Raw genomic sequence first — 18,910 nt, 5'->3', positions numbered from 1 at the left:
ATGTCAGGCCGCTATCGCGAGCAAGCTCGCTCCCACATGGGGTCTTCGGTGCGCTGAAGATCCTCTGTGGGAGCGAGCCTGCTCCGGGCGGCGATCCGACGATGCTTCTGACTTAGCCCTGGACCGGCACGCCCTTGAGGTACGGCGCCGGCTCGGCCCCCAGGTTATTGAGCATGCGCTCGCTGTACCAATCCACGAAGTTCACCACGCCGAACTCATAGGTCTTGGAGTACGGGCCCGGCTGGTAGGCGGTGGAGTTGATGCCGCGCTGATTTTCCTCGGCCAGGCGACGGTCCTGGTCGTTGGTGGCGTCCCAGACCTGGCGCATGCGCTCCACGTCGTAGTCGACGCCTTCGACCGCGTCCTTGTGTACCAGCCACTTGGTGGTGACCATGGTTTCCTGGGCGCTGATCGGCCACACGGTGAAGACGATGATGTGGTCACCCATGCAGTGGTTCCACGAGTGCGGCAGGTGCAGGATGCGCATCGAGCCCAGGTCCGGGTTCTTGATGCGGCCCATCAGCTTGGCGCAGCCCTGCTTGCCGTCCATGGTCATCGACACGGTGCCCTTGAGCAGCGGCATGCGCACGATACGGTTGCGCAGGCCGAAGCTGGCGTGGGCGTAAGGGATCTTCTCGGCTTCCCAGGCGGCGGCGGAGGCGGCCACGTGGTCCTTGAACGCCTGGTCGGCGCGCGGGTCGGTGACGTCGTCCCATTCCAGCAGGGTCTTGAGCAACTCAGGGTGCGAGGCGTTGCAGTGGTAGCACTCGCGGTTGTTTTCCAGTACCAGTTTCCAGTTGGCTTTTTCCATCAAGGTGGTTTGCACCGCCACCTTGGTGTTTTCCATGTCGTAGGGCTCCATGTAGTGGTTCAGGGTCGACAGGAAATCATCGATGGCCGGCGGGTTCTCGGCCAGGCTGATGAAGATGTAGCCGCCGGCAGTCTTCACGTTCACCGGCTTGAGGCCGTACTGCTTCATGTCGAAGTCGGCGCCCATCTCAGTGCCGGCGAACAGCAGGCGACCGTCCAGTTCATAGGTCCACTGGTGGTAGTGGCAGACCAGCTTGGCGACCTTGCCCTTGTCGCTGGTGCACAGCCGCGAACCGCGATGACGGCAGACGTTATGGAATGCGTGCACCACGCCTTCGGCACCGCGGATCACGATGATCGGGTTCTTGCCGACCTGCAGCGTCAGGTAGTTGCCCTTGGCCGGGATTTCGCAGGTCATGCCGGCGATCAACCATTCCTTCTGGAAGATTTCCTGCATGTCGATATCAAACAGGCGCTCATCACTGTAGAACGGTTGCGGCAGCGAAAAGGTGCGTTCGCGCTCTTGCAGCATCTGCGCGGTGGCCTTGCGTGCGGGTTCCAGCGGATCGCCCAGGCTCAGGGTAGTGGTGACGTCCATCGTTTTGTCCTCATGGTCCTCTACGTGACCATCAAAAAAGTGGCTGATCGGTTGTGCTACGCAAGGCAAAAAATCTGTTTGTCTGTGGGGGCGAGTGTGGGGCCGCGCAGGGGCGCAACCTTATCCATGGGCGACATGGCCCAATCTGTTCCCGACGCGCAAGCCCCGGTAGTTGGGGGCTGGTCGCGATAAGTATGTGAATGTCGCAGATAGGTAAATGGCGGCGCAGGCGCCTGCGCACAATCGCCCTCATGAAGGCCGGCAGTCGGCCGTGGAGATCAGCATGTCCAATAGTTTCCTGAACCCGGTCACGACCCAGACCTGGGCCAATGGCCGACATATCGTGCGTTGCGTCAAAGTCATCCAGGAAACCTGGGATGTGCGCACCTTTTGCTTCATGGCCGACCAGCCGATCATGTTCTTTTTCAAGCCTGGGCAGTTTGTCACCCTTGAGCTGGAAATCGAAGGCCAGCCGATCATGCGTTCCTACACCATTTCCAGCTCGCCGTCCGTGCCCTACAGCTTCTCCGTAACGATCAAGCGCGTGCCCGGGGGCAAGGTCTCCAACTGGCTGCACGACACCCTGCACGAAGGCCAGGAACTGGCGGTGCATGGGCCGGTGGGGCTGTTCAACGCTATCGATTTCCCAAGCCCGAAAGTGCTTTACCTCAGTGGCGGCGTGGGTATTACGCCGTGCATGTCCATGGCGCGCTGGTTCTACGACACCAACGCCAATGTCGACATGACTTTCATCCACAGCGCCCGCTCGCCCAAGGACATCATCTACCACCGCGAGCTGGAGCACATGGCGTCGCGGATCGACAACTTCAGCTTGCACCTGATCTGCGAAAAGCATGGCCTGGGCGAGCCGTGGGCCGGGTATCGCGGCTACCTGAATCACAAGATGCTGGAACTGATGGTGCCCGACTTCCTCGAGCGCGAAGTGTTCTGCTGCGGCCCGACCCCTTACATGACCGCGGTCAAGCGCCTGCTGGAAGCGGCCGGCTACGACATGAAGCGTTATCACGAAGAATCCTTTGGCGCCACGCCACCGGAAGCCCGTGCCGACGCCGTGGAACAGGCCGAACAAGCAGCCGACGCCCCTGAAATCGACGCGGCGGACCTGCACACGGTGGAATTCACCTCATCAGGCAAGAGCATTCGCGTAGGGCCGGGAGAAACCGTACACGCCGCCGCCGCCAAGCTCGGCATGATGATCCCCAAGGCCTGCGGCATGGGCATCTGCGGTACCTGCAAAGTACTGAAGCTGGGCGGGGAAGTGGAGATGGAGCACAACGGCGGCATCACCGAGGACGACGAGGCCGAGGGATATATCCTGTCGTGCTGCAGCGTGCCGAAGGGGGATGTGCGGATCGAGTTTTGACATAGGGTGGCTGCGTGGGAGTCAGTCCGAGGATGCTATGCGTCCCTCCAAAGGCCGAGCGCGGAGCATCTGCATAGGCTTCCCACGCGGAGCGTGGGAACGTCCATTATGAGCCCGCCAGGTCGTGCGCAGAGCGATGGTATTCAGGCCGGACGTTTTCCAAGCTTTTTAAGATCCGCCGTTGATAGGCGTCCTACGTGTATATAAAGCTCCCATGTATCCCTTCCAGTACTTAGCGGTGGTGAGAGGAAAAGCTTATAGTCGATACGTCCGTTATGAAGAGTGTCCTCATAAAACATAGAAATGTAGTCGCCGGCATTAGCGCCGATAAGATACTCTCTGTGTGGTTCGTCGAAGGGAACATGATACTGCGAGTTGAATTCTTCAAAAAAAACTATGAGATCGGATAGCAGCATATGGATAACCTCAATCGTTTATGCGACGTTATTTTTATGCCTCAATTGATACTCCTGAGAGTATGCTGCCCACCCATCGCTTAAGGTGGTGGTGCCGATATTGTTCTGAACCGCAGAGTGACGTCTACTGTCATTGCTGACAGTAGACGTCGTTGAGATTTTATGGTTGAAGCTTCGTTCCGATGTTGGAGGTTTTAATACAATATTATTAATCTTTTTTGTTTTAAGGAGCTGTATTAAAGTCAGGGTCAAATCAGGCGCGATTAATATAGCTAAGCGATCGTGCTTGCCTGTTTAAGAGCAAGCGCGATTAAAAGTTCTCTACTCAGGCAACCATCACTTCTCGAATATCCGCCGCCAATTCCCGCACTCGCGCTTCTTCGGTATCCCACGAGCACATGAAGCGTGCGCCGCCCTTGCCGATGAAGGTGTAGAAGCGCCAGCCCTTGGCGGTCAGTGCGGCGATGGCCGGTTCCGAGAGTTGCAGGAACACGCCGTTGGCCTGCACCGGGAACATCAGTTCCACGCCGGGTATGTCGCTGACCAGCTCGGCCAGCAATTGCGCGCAGCGGTTGGCGTGGCGGGCGTGCTTGAGCCAGGCGTCGTTCTGCAACAGGCCGACCCAAGGCGCCGACAGGAAACGCATTTTCGACGCCAGTTGCCCGGCCTGTTTGCAGCGGTAGTCGAAGTCTTCGGCCAGGTCGTGGTTGAAGAACAGGATCGCTTCACCCACCGCCATGCCGTTTTTCGTGCCGCCGAAGCACAACACGTCCACGCCGGCTTTCCAGGTCAGGTCGGCCGGGGTGCAGCCGAGGAAGGCACAGGCGTTGGAAAAACGTGCGCCGTCCATGTGCAGGTTCAGCCCCAGCTCCTTGCAGGTAACGCTGATGGCGCGGATTTCTTCCGGCGTATAGACACTGCCGACTTCCGTGGCCTGGGTCAGTGTCACGACGCGGGGCTTGGGGTAGTGGATGTCCTGGCGCTTGAGGGCAACCTCGCGGATCGACTCGGGGGTCAGCTTGCCGTTTTCAGTGCGAGCCACCAGCAGTTTGGAGCCGTTGGAGAAAAATTCCGGCGCGCCGCATTCGTCGGTTTCGACGTGGGCGGTTTCCGAGCAGATCACGCTGTGGTAACTCTGGCACAGCGACGACAGGGCCAGGGAGTTGGCCGCCGTGCCATTGAACGCAAAGAACACTTCGCAGTCGGTTTCGAACAAGGTACGGAAATCATCCGCAGCGCGGTGGGTCCATTCATCGTCGCCATAGGCGCGCTGATGGCCCTGGTTGGCTTCTTCCATGGCCGCCCAGGCTTCGGGGCAAATGCCGGAATAGTTGTCGCTGGCGAATTGTTGACTCTTGTCGGTCATGGCCTTGCTCCTTGAATAGAGAGTCCTGGGTAAGAGATCCCTGGCGGAATTCCCGGGTGGGGGGTTTCATGGTTCGGCGTGCTTGGGTCCACAACGCCGTGATCGATTCTGGTGCGCACTTTACCCAAGATTGATGGGGGAACATAAGGGATGTTTCTGTCAGGAAAAGACCTTGTCATTGAGTCGATATAAACATGGGGCGACGTGATGGTGCGCTGGATCTGCTCAAGTGGCTGGCACTGTTGTCGATGGTCCTTGATCATCTGCGATATGTCGGTTTTTCCGCCGATTGGTTGTATGTGCCGGGACGGTTGGCGTTTCCGTGGTTCTGCCTGGCGATCGCGGCGAACCTGGCGCGCAACGATGCCAGCAGCAGCCCGTGGCGCTACCTGGGCTGGCTATTGCTGTTCGGTGCCATCAGTGAAATTCCCTATCGCTTGTTCATTCCCGCCCCCGCCACCTTGAATGTCATGCCAACGTTGATGCTTGGGTTGTTGGTGGCGCGCTGTTGGCAGACACCCACGCTGGAGGCGCGATGCCTGGCCGCAACGGCGTTGCTGCTGGCAGCGCTGTTTTCGTCGCGGCTGATGTTCGGGTTCTACGGCGTGCTGCTGCCGGTGGCGATGTTGCTGGTGTTTCGCCGGCCCTGGTATTTCGCGTTGCTGCCGGGATTGGCCTGCGTGGCGGCCAATCAATGGCGGGTCTTGTATGGGGCGGCATGGCTGGGGGACTCGATAGCCATGTGGGGGCTGGTGGCTTGCCTGGTCGCGCCATGGCTTGGGTTGACGCTTTTGCGACACGCCCGTCGTGTTCATCCACCGCCAATGCGGCGCTGGGCCTACGCGCTGTATCCCGCGCACTTCCTGCTGTTGCTCGCGGTTCGCCAGATTGCCGCATAGCCCTTGTGGCGAGGGAGCTTGCTCCCGCTGGGCTACGAAGTAGCCCCAAGACCAAACACCTGGGTTTATCAGGTAGATCTGCATGGGCCTTTTTGGGAGGGCTTCGCCCTCCAGCGGGAGCAAGCTCCCTCGCCACAGTGCCGGTGTCCGATTCCATTCGATCCCATGTCGTAAACGCACCTTTGCGTGGCGTCCATAGGCATTTGACCTGCCTGCGCCGGCCATACCATCGCATCCAAAGGGCACGACCGAAACGGTCCGTGCCTCACCGAGACGAAAGGCGCACCGCCGCCGCTGGGAGAGACGCGATGTTCAGCAAGCAAGACCAAATCCAAGGCTACGATGATGCACTGCTGGCGGCGATGAATGCCGAGGAGCAACGCCAGGAAGATCACATCGAACTGATCGCGTCGGAGAACTACACCAGCAAGCGTGTGATGCAGGCCCAGGGCAGCGGCTTGACCAACAAGTACGCCGAGGGCTATCCGGGCAAGCGCTACTACGGCGGTTGCGAGCACGTCGACAAGGTCGAAGCCCTGGCCATCGAGCGCGCCAAGCAACTGTTCGGCGCTGACTACGCCAACGTCCAGCCGCACTCCGGTTCGTCGGCCAACAGCGCCGTCTACCTGGCCTTGCTGCAAGCCGGCGACACTATCCTGGGCATGAGCCTGGCCCACGGCGGTCACCTGACCCACGGTGCCAAAGTGTCGTCCTCGGGCAAGCTCTACAACGCGGTGCAATACGGCATCGACACCACCACCGGCTTGATCGACTACGACGAAGTCGAGCGCCTGGCAGTCGAGTGCAAGCCGAAGATGATCGTCGCCGGTTTCTCCGCCTACTCCAAGACCCTGGATTTCCCACGCTTCCGCCAGATCGCCGACAAGGTCGGTGCGCTGCTGTTTGTCGACATGGCCCACGTCGCCGGCCTGGTCGCCGCCGGCCTGTACCCGAACCCGCTGCCGTACGCCGATGTGGTGACCACTACCACTCACAAGACCCTGCGCGGTCCACGTGGCGGCCTGATCCTGGCCAAGGCCAACGAAGAAATCGAAAAGAAGCTCAACGCCGCGGTATTCCCCGGCGCCCAGGGCGGCCCGCTGATGCACGTGATCGCAGGCAAAGCGGTGTGCTTCAAGGAAGCGGCGGAACCTGGCTTCAAGGCTTACCAGCAGCAAGTGATCGATAACGCCCAGGCCATGGCTGGCGTGTTCATCAAGCGTGGCTACGATGTAGTGTCCGGTGGCACCGACAACCACCTGTTCCTGGTCAGCCTGATTCGCCAGGGCCTGACCGGCAAGGATGCCGATGCTGCCTTGGGCCGCGCCCACATCACCGTCAACAAGAACGCCGTACCGAACGACCCGCAATCGCCGTTCGTGACCTCGGGCTTGCGCATTGGCACCCCGGCGGTGACCACGCGTGGTTTCAAGGTGACCCAGTGCGTCACGCTGGCCGGCTGGATCTGCGACATTCTCGACAACCTCGGCGATGCCGATGTCGAGGCCAATGTCGCGCAGCAGGTGGCGGCCCTGTGCGCGGACTTCCCGGTTTATCGCTGAGTCGGTTTTGGAGTAAATGACTATGCAACGCTATTCGGGCTTCGGCCTCTTCAAACACTCACTCAGCCATCATGAAAACTGGCAGCGGATGTGGCGCACGCCGACCCCGAAAAAGGTCTACGACGTGGTCATCGTCGGCGGTGGCGGGCATGGCCTGGCGACCGCCTACTACCTGGCCAAGGAACACGGCATCACCAACGTGGCCGTGGTCGAGAAAGGCTGGTTGGGCGGCGGTAACACCGCGCGCAACACCACCATCGTGCGTTCCAACTACCTGTGGGACGAATCGGCCCACCTGTACGAACACGCGATGAAACTCTGGGAGGGCCTGTCCCAGGACCTGAACTACAACGTGATGTTCTCCCAGCGCGGCGTCTACAACCTGTGCCATACCCTGCAGGACATCCGTGATTCCGAGCGCCGTGTCAGCGCCAACCGCCTCAACGGCGTGGACGGCGAGTTGCTCAACGCCAAGCAAGTGGCCGACGAGATTCCGTACCTGGATTGCTCGAAAAACACCCGCTACCCGGTGATGGGCGCCACCGTCCAGCGTCGCGGCGGCGTGGCCCGTCACGATGCCGTGGCCTGGGGCTTTGCCCGGGCGGCGGACGCCTTGGGCGTGGACCTGATCCAGCAGACCGAAGTGATCGGCTTCCGCAAGGAAAACGGTGTGTGCATCGGCGTCGAAACCAACAAGGGCTTCATCGGCGCCAAGCGCGTCGGCGTGGTCACCGCCGGTAACTCCGGGCACATGGCCAAGCTTGCGGGCTTCCGCCTGCCGGTCGAGTCCCATCCGTTGCAAGCGTTGGTATCCGAGCCGATCAAGCCGATTATCGACAGCGTGATCATGTCCAACGCCGTGCACGGCTACATCAGCCAGTCCGACAAGGGCGACCTGGTGATCGGCGCCGGTATCGACGGCTACAACGGCTACGGCCAGCGGGGTTCGTACCCGGTGATCGAGCACACTATCCAGGCCATCGTCGAGATGTTCCCGGTGTTGTCCCGCGTACGCATGAACCGCCAGTGGGGCGGCATCGTCGACACCACGCCGGACGCCTGCCCGATCATCTCCAAGACCCCGGTGCCGAACATGTTCTTCAACTGCGGTTGGGGCACCGGCGGCTTCAAGGCGACACCTGGCTCGGGCAATGTGTTTGCCGCGAGCCTGGCCAAGGGTGAAATGCACCCATTGGCCGCACCTTTCTCCATCGACCGTTTCCACAACGGTGCGTTGATCGATGAACACGGCGCTGCTGCGGTTGCCCACTAACAGGAGAAATCCCCATGTTGCATATCTTCTGTCCTCACTGCGGCGAACTGCGCTCCGAAGAGGAATTCCATGCATCCGGCCAGGCGCACATCCCGCGTCCGCTGGATCCGAACGCCTGCACCGACGAGCAGTGGGGCGACTACATGTTCTTCCGTGACAACCCACGTGGGTTGCACCATGAGCTGTGGGACCACGTCGCCGGTTGCCGCCAGTATTTCAACGCGACCCGTGACACCGTGACCTACGAGATTCTCGAAACCTACAAGATCGGCGAAAAGCCGCAGTTCACCGACAAGGCTGACAGTCCGAAAGCGGCCGCGCAGGCTCTGGGAGAGAAGGTATGAGCCAGATCAATCGCCTGTCCAACGGCGGACGGATCGACCGCAACAAAGTGCTGACATTCACCTTCAACGGCCAGACCTACAAAGGCTTCGAAGGCGATTCCCTGGCCGCCGCGCTGTTGGCCAACGGGGTCGACATCATCGGCCGCAGCTTCAAGTATTCGCGTCCGCGCGGCATCTTCGCCGCTGGCGCCGAGGAACCGAACGCGGTGCTGCAGATCGGTGCCACCGAAGCCACGCAAATCCCGAACGTGCGCGCCACGCAACAGGCGCTGTACCAGGGCCTGGTCGCCACCAGCACCAACGGCTGGCCGAACGTGAACAACGACATGATGGGGATTCTCGGCAAGGTCGGCGGCAAGCTGATGCCGCCGGGCTTCTACTACAAAACCTTCATGTACCCGCAATCGTTCTGGATGACCTACGAGAAGTACATCCGCAAGGCCGCAGGCCTGGGTCGCTCGCCGACCGAGAACGATCCGGACACCTACGACTACATGAACCGTCACTGCGACGTGCTGATCGTTGGCGCTGGCCCGTCCGGCCTGGCTGCTGCGTTGGCTGCTGGCCGCAGCGGTGCCCGAGTGATCCTGGCCGATGAGCAGGAAGAGTTCGGCGGCAGCCTGCTCGACTCCCGCGAAAGCCTGGACGGCAAGCCGGCGACCGAATGGGTCGCTGCGGCAATCGCCGAACTGCGCTCGATGCCCGAAGTGGTGTTGCTGCCTCGCGCCACGGTGAACGGTTACCACGACCATAACTTCCTGACCATCCATGAGCGCCTCACCGATCACCTCGGCGACCGGGCACCGATCGGCCAGGTTCGCCAGCGCATCAACCGCGTCCGCGCCAAGCGCGTGGTCCTGGCGACCGGCGCCTGCGAGCGTCCGCTGGTCTACGGCAACAACGACGTACCGGGCAACATGCTGGCCGGTGCGGTATCCACCTACGTGCGTCGCTACGGCGTGGCACCGGGCAAGAAGCTGGTCCTGAGCACCAACAACGACCACGCCTATCGCGTGGCCCTGGACTGGTTCGACGCCGGCCTGCAAGTGGTCGCCGTGGCCGATGCGCGCAGCAATCCCCGGGGTGCACTGGTGGAAGAAGCCCGCGCCAAGGGCATCCGCATCCTCACCGGCAGCGCCGTGATCGAGGCCCGTGGCAGCAAGCGCGTGACCGGGGCACGGGTTGCCGCGATCGATGTTCGCGCCCACAAAGTCACCAGCCCCGGCGAATGGCTGGACTGCGACCTGGTGGCCAGCTCCGGCGGCTACAGCCCGGTGGTCCACCTGGCTTCGCACTTGGGTGGCAAGCCGATCTGGCGTGAAGACATCCTCGGTTTCGTACCGGGCGAAGCCCCGCAAAAACGCGTCTGTGTCGGTGGCGTCAACGGCGTCTACAGCCTCGGCGATAGCTTGGCCGACGGCTTTGAAGGCGGCGTGCGCGCGGCCTGCGAAGCCGGCTTCAAGGTCGTCGAGGGCGTGTTGCCCAAAGCCCTGAGCCGTCACGAGGAACCAACCCTGGCGCTGTTTCAGGTGCCTCACGAAAAAGCCACCGCACGGGCGCCGAAGCAATTCGTCGACCTGCAGAACGACGTCACTGCCGCCGCCATCGAGCTTGCCACCCGCGAAGGCTTCGAGTCGGTGGAGCACGTCAAGCGCTACACCGCACTGGGCTTCGGCACCGACCAGGGCAAGCTGGGCAACGTCAACGGCCTGGCCATCGCGGCCCGCTCGCTGAACGTGAGCATCCCGCAGATGGGCACCACCATGTTCCGTCCGAACTACACGCCGGTGACTTTCGGCGCGGTGGCGGGTCGGCACTGTGGGCACATCTTCGAGCCGGTGCGTTTCACCGCGCTGCATGCCTGGCATGTGAAGAACGGTGCCGAGTTCGAAGACGTCGGCCAATGGAAGCGCCCATGGTACTTCCCGAAGAACGGGGAAGACCTGCATGCCGCGGTCAAGCGCGAATGCCAGGCGGTGCGTGACAGCGTCGGCCTGCTGGATGCTTCCACCCTGGGCAAGATCGACATCCAGGGCCCGGATGCCCGTGAATTCCTCAACCGCGTCTACACCAATGCCTGGACCAAGCTGGACGTGGGCAAGGCCCGCTACGGCCTGATGTGCAAGGAAGATGGCATGGTCTTCGACGACGGCGTGACAGCCTGTCTGGCGGACAACCACTTCCTGATGACCACCACCACCGGCGGCGCGGCTCGCGTACTGCAATGGCTGGAGATCTATCACCAGACCGAATGGCCGGACCTGAAGGTGTACTTCACCTCGGTCACCGACCACTGGGCGACCATGACCCTGTCTGGCCCCAACAGTCGCAAGCTGCTGGGCGACGTCACCGACATCGATCTGGACAAGGACGCGTTCCCGTTCATGACCTGGAAGGAAGGCCTGGTGGGCGGCGTGCCGGCCCGGGTGTTCCGGATCTCGTTCACCGGTGAGCTGTCGTACGAAATCAACGTGCAGGCCGACTACGCCATGGGCGTGCTCGAGCAGATCGTCGAGGCCGGCAAGAAGTACAACCTGACCCCGTACGGCACCGAGACCATGCACGTATTGCGGGCCGAGAAGGGCTTCATCATCGTCGGCCAGGACACCGACGGCTCGATGACCCCGGACGACTTGAACATGGGTTGGTGCGTCGGCCGGACCAAGCCGTTCTCGTGGATCGGCTGGCGCGGGATGAATCGCGAAGATTGCGTGCGTGAAGACCGCAAGCAACTGGTGGGCCTCAAGCCGATCGACCCGAATGTCTGGCTGCCGGAAGGCGCGCAACTGGTGTTCAACCCGAAGCAGGCGATCCCGATGTCGATGGTCGGCCACGTCACCTCCAGCTATGCGCATAACTCCCTGGGCTATTCGTTTGCGATGGGCGTGGTCAAGGGCGGCCTCAAGCGCCTCGGCGAGCGTGTGTTCGCGCCATTGGCCGACGGCAGCGTGATCGAGGCAGAGATTGTTTCTTCGGTGTTCTTCGATCCGAAAGGCGATCGGCAGAATATTTGATACCTGATCGTTCCCACGCAGAGCGTGGGAACGCTCAATCTACGGAACGGGTGCTCCATATGACCGCAGTCAACGTGTACCAACAACGCCCAACCACCGGGGCCAAGGCCGAGTCGTCGCTGCATCATGCCGACCTCGCAAGCAGGGTGGGCAAGGGTCGCAAGAACGCCGGCGTGACCGTGCGCGAGAAAAAACTCCTGGGCCACCTGACCCTTCGTGGCGACGGCCACGACCCGGCGTTCGCCGCCGGTGTGCACAAGGCCCTGGGCCTGGAATTGCCAGGTGCCCTGACCGTTGTCATCAAGGGCGAAACCAGCCTGCAATGGCTCGGCCCGGACGAATGGCTGTTGGTAGTCCCCACCGGCGAAGAGTTCGCCGCCGAGCAGAAGCTGCGTGAAGCCCTGGGCGACCTGCACATCCAGATCGTCAACGTCAGCGGCGGCCAGCAGATCCTCGAACTGTCCGGCCCGAACGTGCGCGACGTGCTGATGAAATCCACCAGCTACGATGTCCATCCAAGCAACTTCCCGGTGGGCAAGGCCGTGGGCACGGTGTTCGCCAAGTCGCAACTGGTGATCCGCCATACAGCTGAAGACACCTGGGAACTGGTGATCCGCCGCAGCTTCTCCGATTACTGGTGGATGTGGCTGCAGGATGCGTCGGCGGAGTATGGGTTGAGCGTGCAGGCGTAAGGACTAAAGCCGACCACGGCTTTTGTGTCGTTTCGTTAAATTCGAACAGGAGTCACCGCAATGAGCCGCGCCCCAGACACATGGATCCTGACTGCCGACTGCCCCAGTGTGCTCGGCACGGTGGACGCGGTGACCCGCTTTCTGTTCGAGCAGGGTTGCTACGTCACCGAGCACCATTCGTTCGACGACCGGCTCTCGGCGCGTTTCTTCATTCGCGTGGAGTTTCGCCAGCCCGACGGTTTTGACGAGCAGAACTTCCGCGCCGGCCTGGCCGAGCGGGCGCAAGCTTTCGGCATGGTCTTCGAACTGACCCCGCCTAACTATCGGCCCAAAGTAGTGATCATGGTCTCCAAGGCCGACCACTGCCTCAACGACCTGCTTTATCGCCAGCGCATCGGCCAGCTGTCCATGGACGTGGTGGCCGTGGTCTCGAACCACCCTGACCTCAAGCCGCTGGCCGACTGGCACCAGATTCCGTACTACCATTTCCCCCTGGACCCGAACGACAAACCGGCCCAGGAGCGGCAGGTATGGCAGGTGATCGAAGACACCGGCGCCGAGCTGGTGATCCTTGCGCGCTACATGCAAGTGCTGTCGCCGGAGCTGTGCCGCAAGCTCGATGGCAAGGCGATCAATATCCATCACTCGCTGCTGCCGGGTTTCAAGGGCGCCAAGCCCTATCATCAGGCCTACAACAAAGGCGTGAAACTGGTGGGCGCCACGGCGCATTACATCAACAACGATTTGGACGAAGGGCCGATCATCGCCCAGGGCGTGGAGGTGGTGGACCACAGCCACTATCCCGAAGACCTGATTGCCAAGGGCCGGGATATCGAAGGGCTGACCTTGGCCCGGGCGGTGGGGTATCACATCGAGCGAAGGGTGTTCTTGAACGCCAATCGTACTGTCGTTCTTTAGACCTACATTGCGAGCAAGCTCGCTCCCACAGAATCTGTGTTGGTCTGCAGATCTTGAACACACCGACGATCCACTGTGGGAGCGAGCTTGCTCCGGGCGGCGTTCCGACGAAGAGGCCCTTGAAGACAACAAAGAAACAAAGACACAAGCACTAACCCGAGCAATCAACGCGCTGCCTGCCTGGGCGGCGCAGTTTCATAAAAACAACAGCGAGGTGAAAGCATGTCCGGTAATCGTGGTGTCGTGTATCTCGGCAACGGCAAGGTCGAAGTACAGAAAATCGACTATCCCAAAATGCAGGACCCGCGCGGCAGGAAGATCGAACACGGCGTTATCCTGCGCGTGGTCTCCACCAACATCTGCGGCTCCGACCAACACATGGTGCGCGGCCGCACCACCGCCCAGACCGGCCTGGTCCTGGGTCACGAAATCACCGGTGAAGTGATCGAGAAAGGCAGCGATGTCGAGAACCTGAAGATCGGCGACCTGGTGTCGGTGCCGTTCAACGTGGCTTGCGGACGCTGCCGTTCCTGCAAGGAAATGCACACCGGCGTCTGCCTGACCGTCAACCCGGCCCGTGCCGGCGGAGCCTACGGTTACGTGGACATGGGCGACTGGACCGGCGGCCAGGCCGAATACGTGCTGGTGCCGTACGCCGATTTCAACCTGCTGAAACTGCCGGACCGCGACAAGGCCATGGAGAAAATCCGTGACCTGACCTGTCTGTCCGACATCCTGCCCACCGGCTACCATGGCGCCGTCACTGCTGGCGTGGGTCCTGGCAGCACTGTCTACATCGCCGGTGCCGGCCCGGTTGGCCTGGCCGCCGCTGCTTCCGCTCGCCTGCTGGGCGCGGCAGTCGTGATCATCGGTGACGTCAACCCGGTTCGCCTGGCCCACGCCAAGGCCCAGGGTTTCGAAATTGCCGACCTGTCCCAGGACACACCATTGCACGAACAGATCGCTGCCTTGCTGGGCGAGCCGGAAGTCGACTGCGCCGTCGACGCGGTCGGTTTCGAAGCCCGCGGCCACGGCCATGATGGTGTCAAGCACGAAGCCCCGGCCACCGTGCTCAACTCGCTGATGGGCGTAGTCCGCGTTGCCGGCAAGATCGGCATTCCCGGCCTCTACGTCACCGAAGACCCGGGCGCAGTCGATGCCGCAGCCAAAATGGGCAGCCTGAGCATCCGCTTCGGCCTGGGCTGGGCCAAATCCCACAGCTTCCACACCGGCCAGACCCCGGTGATGAAGTACAACCGCCAACTGATGCAGGCGATCATGTGGGACCGCATCAACATTGCCGAGATCGTTGGCGTGCAGGTCATCAGCCTGGACGACGCGCCGAAGGGTTATGGCGAGTTCGATGCGGGCGTGCCGAAGAAGTTTGTGATCGATCCGCATAAGTTGTTTAGTGCGGCGTGAGGCTGTAGGCAAGACGAATTAAAGGCGACTTCGGTCGCCTTTTTTTCTGATGTGGCTGGCCAATATGAGGGGTGGCTTTTACCGCCTGCAGGAATGTTGATTTCTTGCATTTATTCCGAGTCCGGAATGCTCATCTGAACGTAATCGCCTAGCCTCTTAATTGCAAAATAAATGGCGAGGAGAGGAAGCGACTCGTTACTAGAACGGCATTATTATGTTGCACCGCCAATGCAGGTCTACTGTTAACAGGTTTGCTGCCCCGTAACGTAAAATCTTTCCAGCCATTATCACCAAAATCGGTGTCGGGTTTCCCGTCTTGCAAATAACGACCAATACTCAGCAACTGACCGTTCTTGGCCGCGCCAGCGGTTATGATACGAGAATTTTTAATCACACAATCCGTCCAGGACGAGGCGCTATGTTCCGGTGGGGCCAGCACAGGACCGCCCTCATTAAAATCTTCGTTACGGCCTCCATCCCTATCGATGCTGGTCAGCAGCGCGTTGCGAGAGGAAGCGTAACCGACACCCAAAATGTTCGAATTGTTTTGCAGGTAAGTGGCACTAAGGACTCCATGAGGCGCAGTGTGTACCGGATCGACAAAACCATCGGTGCCGAAATCAAGGTCCAAATCACCGGTAAGATGTAGGCGTGCCCAGACAGCACCGGTTAGATAGATACGGTTATTCGCTATAACCATAGATCCTAGGCTGCGGGAATTAATAATACGGACACCGTTGTCGCCGAAATCCATGGCGATACTGCCGTTCTCTTCAAGGCCCATAAGCATTGTTGCACCGGCACTTTGACCTGTGATGTAGATGCGGCTCTCACATAGGGCTAATGAGAAAGGAACGTCGCCCTCAAGCATAAATTTCTCATCAGCCAACTCATGGGAGGGAACGGCGTGGCCGTTGCTGCCAAAGGAATCATCAAGCGTGCCGTCTCGATGGTAGCGAGCCAACGCAAAGGACAAGCCATCCGACCTGTTGGATCTTACAGTGCCCAGTACTAGAATTTTTCCATCATCCAAAATCAGGATTTTTTCTGCGCTGCTCCCGAATCCGTAAAAAAAAGACGTGATGATGGGCGCGCCACCATTAAAGTCCTTGTCACGTGTTCCGTCAGGGTTAAGCGCTAGAATCATATAATTCCTGGGATTTTCGATCGGGCCCTCGCCCGCTCTTCCGGCGATGTAGATTTTGTTTGTCTTCGGGTCTATCGCTATATCCGAAGTGTAACTTCCAGGAAGATAGAGAAATTCTCCATTATTGAAGTCAGGATCAAGCTCGCCGGCCCGAGTCGATGTGCTGTTGATAGCCATGTTCACATTCCTAGTCTAGGATGAATAGCCGTTGCCTTGAGTTGGTTGTTGCGAGTCGCTCTGGTAGGTGTTCTGTACTTGGGGGAAGCATCCGTCGCGGCTACTGTGAAAAACAGGGCACCAGTGATATCGCCCCGTTTTGCTTCGCTTGCAAGGTAATCTATGTATTGCCGGCACTGGTTTTTGACAGTGTTAGCTGTCGAGAGTATTCGATATCGCCGTACTGGTCTTTCTGTGGGTCTCCCTCATACAAACAGGCATTATCGGTGCCTGGCGCGGGAGTTTTTAATTTCAAGTTGTAATTCAGGATGTCCTCATCGTTGCGCACGTAGCGTCCTGTCCACTTACTGTCGTTTGGACCATCGGCTGTATAGTTATAGCCTTCGTTATTGGGTGGCGGGGCGTTTATAGGCGCAGGGGATGACTTTATCGCTCCCACGGGGGGGCAGGTGTCTGCGCTTGCTGCATGAACGATGCCTGCTATTCCAACAATGGGCAGCATGAGAGCCAACAAATATTTATTCATTGTCCGTACTCCTTGTTTAGTTGAGCCCTCATGGTTACGGATCGACTCGGCTTTAGGTACTGTCAGAATTGACAGTGGATCAGACTCGTTGGAAATAATTTGCTCGTTAATGCAGTGACTATCTTCTAAACGCTGTTGCCGTCATGACCCGTTCGCAGAGTTCAGGATGAAACCCATGGCCGTTCGGGTCTCGGCAATAATCCTGGGCCTGGGCCAAGGCCTCGCGGCTGAATGTCATGCTGCGTGGCGTGCTGGCAAAGTCCACGTAGCCGCCCTGTTGCGTCTTGATGGCATCGAAGCCCTGCATGTCATAGACCAGCTCAACGTCGTCATCGGCAATTATTCGAGCTTTGACGGTGACTTGTATGTATTCCTTGCCACCGGGCGCGCCGTTCAAAGCGGCCAGGCCATGGCCCACCACGCGCAACATGTGATCAACCCAAGTTTCCGATCCCTGCGTGGCAGCTTCCGGACGGTAAAGCACGGTCAAGGATTGCTGTTCGCGGATGACTTCGGTGAGGGCTGGATCTGAGCGCTTGATGCGATGCTCGACCGTCAGCCAGGTTTTTTCCGCTTCGCTGAGATTGTCGGCAAGTTCAGGATTCATGGGGCCACGTTGGCATTCGGTGACGCCGAAGGCGATGAGCATGCCGGTCAGGATAACCGCGAGGGCGCCGCCACTGATTTGTACGTTCATGAACATGCTCTGCTGAGGGGATTCGGCACTTTACGGTAACCGTGTCGGCAATGGCAGGGTCCCACGCCACGCGCGGCTACGTTGAACAAACCCCCGTCCTCCCAGTCCAACGCTGCACTTTGCGCCGCCCAGTCACCGGGCGGCTTTTTCATGGCAAGAGGAAATGTCGGGATGAAGGTTCTACGCGGTTTTGCACTGTCATGCCTGTTGTCAGTGGCAGCCAGCCCGGCCTTTGCGCAGTTCAGCCTGGGTGACGCGGCGAACGTGCTGTCGGCCATTCAGGGCGATCAGCAGGAGGGCGCCGTGGCCGCTGCGCCAAAAGCTGCCGGGCTGCTTAACTCCTTGGGCTCGGAGCTCGATATCACCCCTGAACAGGCCATTGGTGGGGCAGGGGCGATGCTGGGGTTGGCGAAGAACCGGCTCAGCGAGCCGCAGTTTTCCGAACTGAGCAAAAGCGTGCCGGGGCTGGACCAGATCGCCGGCAACAGCGCCATCGGCGGGCTCAACGGGTTGGGCGGTTTGCTGGGCGACGCGTCGGGCAACAACGCCTTGCTCGACGGCTTGCTGGGGAACGTCAAGGACACCAACGACCTGAACAATGCCTTCAGCGCGCTGGGCATGGACAGCGGCATGATTGGCCAATTCGCGCCGATTATCCTGCAGTACCTTGGTCAACAGGGCGTGGCCAGTTCATTGCTGCAAAACCTGGGCGGCATCTGGGGGAGCGGCGCCGGGATCTGATTACTCGGGCTCATTGTGCAATGTGGCGATGCGCTGGTCTTTCTCGGCCCAAAGCTGGTTGACCCAATCCTGGATGTGCTGGCGAAACACCGGGTCGTTTTCGTAGTCGCCTTGCCACAGCTTGGGGTCAAGCTCGCGGGTGTTGATGTCGATGATGACCCTGGGGACGGCGCCGCTGATCAAATCCCAGAAGCCGGGGATCCGTTCCTGCGGATAGACCACCGTCACGTCGAGCACCGCGTCCAATTGCTCGCCCATTGCCGCCAGCACGAACGCCACTCCACCGGCCTTGGGCTTGAGCAGATGGGTGAAGGGCGATTGCTGCGCGTGGCTTTTGGCCTGTGTGTAACGGGTGCCTTCGAGATAATTCACCACGGTGACCGGCTGGCGCTTGAACAACTCGCAAGCGGCCTTGGTGATTTCCAGGTCTTTGCCGGCCAGCTCCGGGTTCTTCGCCAGGAACGCCTTGGTGTAGCGCTTCATGAAGGGATAGTCCAAGGCCCACCAGGCCAGCCCCAGGAAGGGCACCCAGATCAGTTCTTTCTTGAGGAAAAACTTGAAGAATGGCGTGCGTCGGTTGAGTGCCTGGACGAGCGCGGGGATGTCCACCCAGGATTGGTGATTGCTGATCACCAGGTAGGAGGTGTCGCCGCGCAGGCCTTCGCCACCGCGAATGTCCCAGCGAGTGGGGATGCACAGGGCAAAGATCAGTTTGTCGATCTCGGCCCACGTTTCGGCGATCCACATGACTGCCGATGAGGCATAGTCGCGAAAGCGCCCGGGCAGGATCAGCTTGAGCAATGCGAACACCATGAGCGGCCCGAACAGCACCAGGGTGTTGAGCAACAGCAACAGGGTGACGAGACAGCCGGTGAGCAGGCGGCGCATAGATGACTCTTGCAAACGGGTGGGCGGGTCATGATA

Annotated in this window: 16 protein-coding genes; 10 read left to right on the top strand and 6 right to left on the bottom strand. The window is 60.2% G+C overall.

Annotated features, from left to right (window positions below):
• Nucleotides 1–112: 112 nt before the first annotated feature.
• On the bottom strand, nt 113–1,408 hold the full coding sequence (gene gbcA / locus J3P79_RS24750) for a glycine-betaine demethylase subunit GbcA (protein WP_434606366.1): 1,296 nt from the start codon (nt 1,406–1,408) through the stop codon (nt 113–115).
• A gap of 283 nt (nt 1,409–1,691) precedes the next feature.
• On the opposite strand from gbcA, the gene gbcB reads away from it, so the two are divergent.
• A complete protein-coding gene (gene gbcB, locus J3P79_RS24745; protein WP_434606363.1) occupies nt 1,692–2,792 on the top strand; it encodes a glycine-betaine demethylase subunit GbcB in 1,101 nt (366 codons plus the stop codon).
• Between the two features lie 741 nt (nt 2,793–3,533).
• Here gbcB and J3P79_RS24740 read toward each other — a convergent pair.
• Entirely contained in the window at nt 3,534–4,574 is a 1,041-nt protein-coding gene (locus J3P79_RS24740) for a low specificity L-threonine aldolase (protein WP_434606361.1), read from the bottom strand.
• A gap of 194 nt (nt 4,575–4,768) precedes the next feature.
• Between J3P79_RS24740 and J3P79_RS24735 the strand changes: the two genes are divergently transcribed.
• The 8 genes from J3P79_RS24735 to fdhA all read left to right on the top strand — a co-directional run bounded on the left by J3P79_RS24735 (nt 4,769) and on the right by fdhA (nt 14,698).
• Entirely contained in the window at nt 4,769–5,473 is a 705-nt protein-coding gene (locus tag J3P79_RS24735; RefSeq protein ID WP_434606358.1) for a TraX family protein, read from the top strand.
• A 308-nt stretch (nt 5,474–5,781) separates the two neighbouring features.
• Entirely contained in the window at nt 5,782–7,035 is a 1,254-nt protein-coding gene (gene glyA / locus J3P79_RS24730) for a serine hydroxymethyltransferase (protein WP_030139294.1), read from the top strand.
• A gap of 22 nt (nt 7,036–7,057) precedes the next feature.
• Nucleotides 7,058–8,308 carry a sarcosine oxidase subunit beta gene (locus J3P79_RS24725; RefSeq protein ID WP_030139293.1) on the top strand — a complete coding sequence of 417 codons (1,251 nt, stop codon included), beginning with the start codon at nt 7,058–7,060 and terminating at the stop codon, nt 8,306–8,308.
• A gap of 14 nt (nt 8,309–8,322) precedes the next feature.
• Entirely contained in the window at nt 8,323–8,652 is a 330-nt protein-coding gene (locus tag J3P79_RS24720; RefSeq protein ID WP_030139292.1) for a sarcosine oxidase subunit delta, read from the top strand.
• Nucleotides 8,649–11,666: a sarcosine oxidase subunit alpha gene (locus J3P79_RS24715; RefSeq protein ID WP_434606355.1), complete on the top strand. Its 3,018-nt coding sequence runs from the start codon at nt 8,649–8,651 to the stop codon at nt 11,664–11,666. Before J3P79_RS24720 ends, J3P79_RS24715 begins: the two co-directional genes overlap by 4 nt.
• Before the next feature lie 59 nt (nt 11,667–11,725).
• The gene (locus J3P79_RS24710) at nt 11,726–12,358 is read left to right on the top strand and encodes a sarcosine oxidase subunit gamma (protein WP_434606352.1); all 633 of its coding nucleotides are present in this window, start codon (nt 11,726–11,728) and stop codon (nt 12,356–12,358) included.
• A 60-nt stretch (nt 12,359–12,418) separates the two neighbouring features.
• Nucleotides 12,419–13,276 carry a formyltetrahydrofolate deformylase gene (gene purU / locus J3P79_RS24705; protein ID WP_039590651.1) on the top strand — a complete coding sequence of 286 codons (858 nt, stop codon included), beginning with the start codon at nt 12,419–12,421 and terminating at the stop codon, nt 13,274–13,276.
• A 222-nt stretch (nt 13,277–13,498) separates the two neighbouring features.
• Entirely contained in the window at nt 13,499–14,698 is a 1,200-nt protein-coding gene (fdhA, locus tag J3P79_RS24700) for a formaldehyde dehydrogenase, glutathione-independent (RefSeq protein WP_039590652.1), read from the top strand.
• Between the two features lie 148 nt (nt 14,699–14,846).
• On the opposite strand, the gene J3P79_RS24695 is transcribed toward fdhA, so the two are convergent.
• The 3 genes from J3P79_RS24695 to J3P79_RS24685 form a co-directional block, all read right to left on the bottom strand.
• On the bottom strand, nt 14,847–16,022 hold the full coding sequence (locus J3P79_RS24695) for a delta-60 repeat domain-containing protein (RefSeq protein WP_434606349.1): 1,176 nt from the start codon (nt 16,020–16,022) through the stop codon (nt 14,847–14,849).
• A gap of 160 nt (nt 16,023–16,182) precedes the next feature.
• Nucleotides 16,183–16,548 (bottom strand): hypothetical protein, encoded by a 366-nt coding sequence (locus tag J3P79_RS24690; protein ID WP_434606347.1) that lies wholly within the window; start codon nt 16,546–16,548, stop codon nt 16,183–16,185.
• 118 nt (nt 16,549–16,666) lie between these two features.
• Nucleotides 16,667–17,245 carry a hypothetical protein gene (locus J3P79_RS24685; RefSeq protein WP_434606345.1) on the bottom strand — a complete coding sequence of 193 codons (579 nt, stop codon included), beginning with the start codon at nt 17,243–17,245 and terminating at the stop codon, nt 16,667–16,669.
• Between the two features lie 171 nt (nt 17,246–17,416).
• Here J3P79_RS24685 and J3P79_RS24680 point away from each other — a divergent pair, with 171 nt between their 5' ends.
• Nucleotides 17,417–17,986 carry a DUF2780 domain-containing protein gene (locus tag J3P79_RS24680; RefSeq protein ID WP_434606343.1) on the top strand — a complete coding sequence of 190 codons (570 nt, stop codon included), beginning with the start codon at nt 17,417–17,419 and terminating at the stop codon, nt 17,984–17,986.
• On the opposite strand, the gene J3P79_RS24675 is transcribed toward J3P79_RS24680, so the two are convergent.
• Nucleotides 17,987–18,874 (bottom strand): acyltransferase, encoded by an 888-nt coding sequence (locus J3P79_RS24675; RefSeq protein WP_434606341.1) that lies wholly within the window; start codon nt 18,872–18,874, stop codon nt 17,987–17,989.
• Between the last annotated feature and the right edge of the window lie 36 nt (nt 18,875–18,910).

The sequence above is a fragment of the Pseudomonas sp. R1-7 genome, assembly GCF_051132105.1.
Taxonomy (GTDB): domain Bacteria; phylum Pseudomonadota; class Gammaproteobacteria; order Pseudomonadales; family Pseudomonadaceae; genus Aquipseudomonas.
The sequence above is the reverse complement of the archived record's forward strand: the minus strand, read 5'-3'. Positions and strand labels throughout refer to the sequence as shown.

Bases quoted from the DNA above. Each gene is read 5' to 3' on its own strand.
- gbcB (WP_434606363.1), top strand. From the start codon at position 1,692: ATGTCCAATAGTTTCCTGAACCCGGTCACGACCCAGACCTGGGCCAAT.
- J3P79_RS24695 (WP_434606349.1), bottom strand. From the start codon at position 16,022: ATGGCTATCAACAGCACATCGACTCGGGCCGGCGAGCTTGATCCTGAC.
- J3P79_RS24715 (WP_434606355.1), top strand. From the start codon at position 8,649: ATGAGCCAGATCAATCGCCTGTCCAACGGCGGACGGATCGACCGCAAC.
- J3P79_RS24725 (WP_030139293.1), top strand. From the start codon at position 7,058: ATGCAACGCTATTCGGGCTTCGGCCTCTTCAAACACTCACTCAGCCAT.
- J3P79_RS24740 (WP_434606361.1), bottom strand. From the start codon at position 4,574: ATGACCGACAAGAGTCAACAATTCGCCAGCGACAACTATTCCGGCATT.
- J3P79_RS24735 (WP_434606358.1), top strand. From the start codon at position 4,769: ATGGGGCGACGTGATGGTGCGCTGGATCTGCTCAAGTGGCTGGCACTG.
- J3P79_RS24685 (WP_434606345.1), bottom strand. From the start codon at position 17,245: ATGAACGTACAAATCAGTGGCGGCGCCCTCGCGGTTATCCTGACCGGC.
- fdhA (WP_039590652.1), top strand. From the start codon at position 13,499: ATGTCCGGTAATCGTGGTGTCGTGTATCTCGGCAACGGCAAGGTCGAA.
- J3P79_RS24690 (WP_434606347.1), bottom strand. From the start codon at position 16,548: ATGAATAAATATTTGTTGGCTCTCATGCTGCCCATTGTTGGAATAGCA.
- glyA (WP_030139294.1), top strand. From the start codon at position 5,782: ATGTTCAGCAAGCAAGACCAAATCCAAGGCTACGATGATGCACTGCTG.
- J3P79_RS24710 (WP_434606352.1), top strand. From the start codon at position 11,726: ATGACCGCAGTCAACGTGTACCAACAACGCCCAACCACCGGGGCCAAG.
- J3P79_RS24675 (WP_434606341.1), bottom strand. From the start codon at position 18,874: ATGCGCCGCCTGCTCACCGGCTGTCTCGTCACCCTGTTGCTGTTGCTC.
- gbcA (WP_434606366.1), bottom strand. From the start codon at position 1,408: ATGGACGTCACCACTACCCTGAGCCTGGGCGATCCGCTGGAACCCGCA.
- J3P79_RS24680 (WP_434606343.1), top strand. From the start codon at position 17,417: ATGAAGGTTCTACGCGGTTTTGCACTGTCATGCCTGTTGTCAGTGGCA.
- J3P79_RS24720 (WP_030139292.1), top strand. From the start codon at position 8,323: ATGTTGCATATCTTCTGTCCTCACTGCGGCGAACTGCGCTCCGAAGAG.
- purU (WP_039590651.1), top strand. From the start codon at position 12,419: ATGAGCCGCGCCCCAGACACATGGATCCTGACTGCCGACTGCCCCAGT.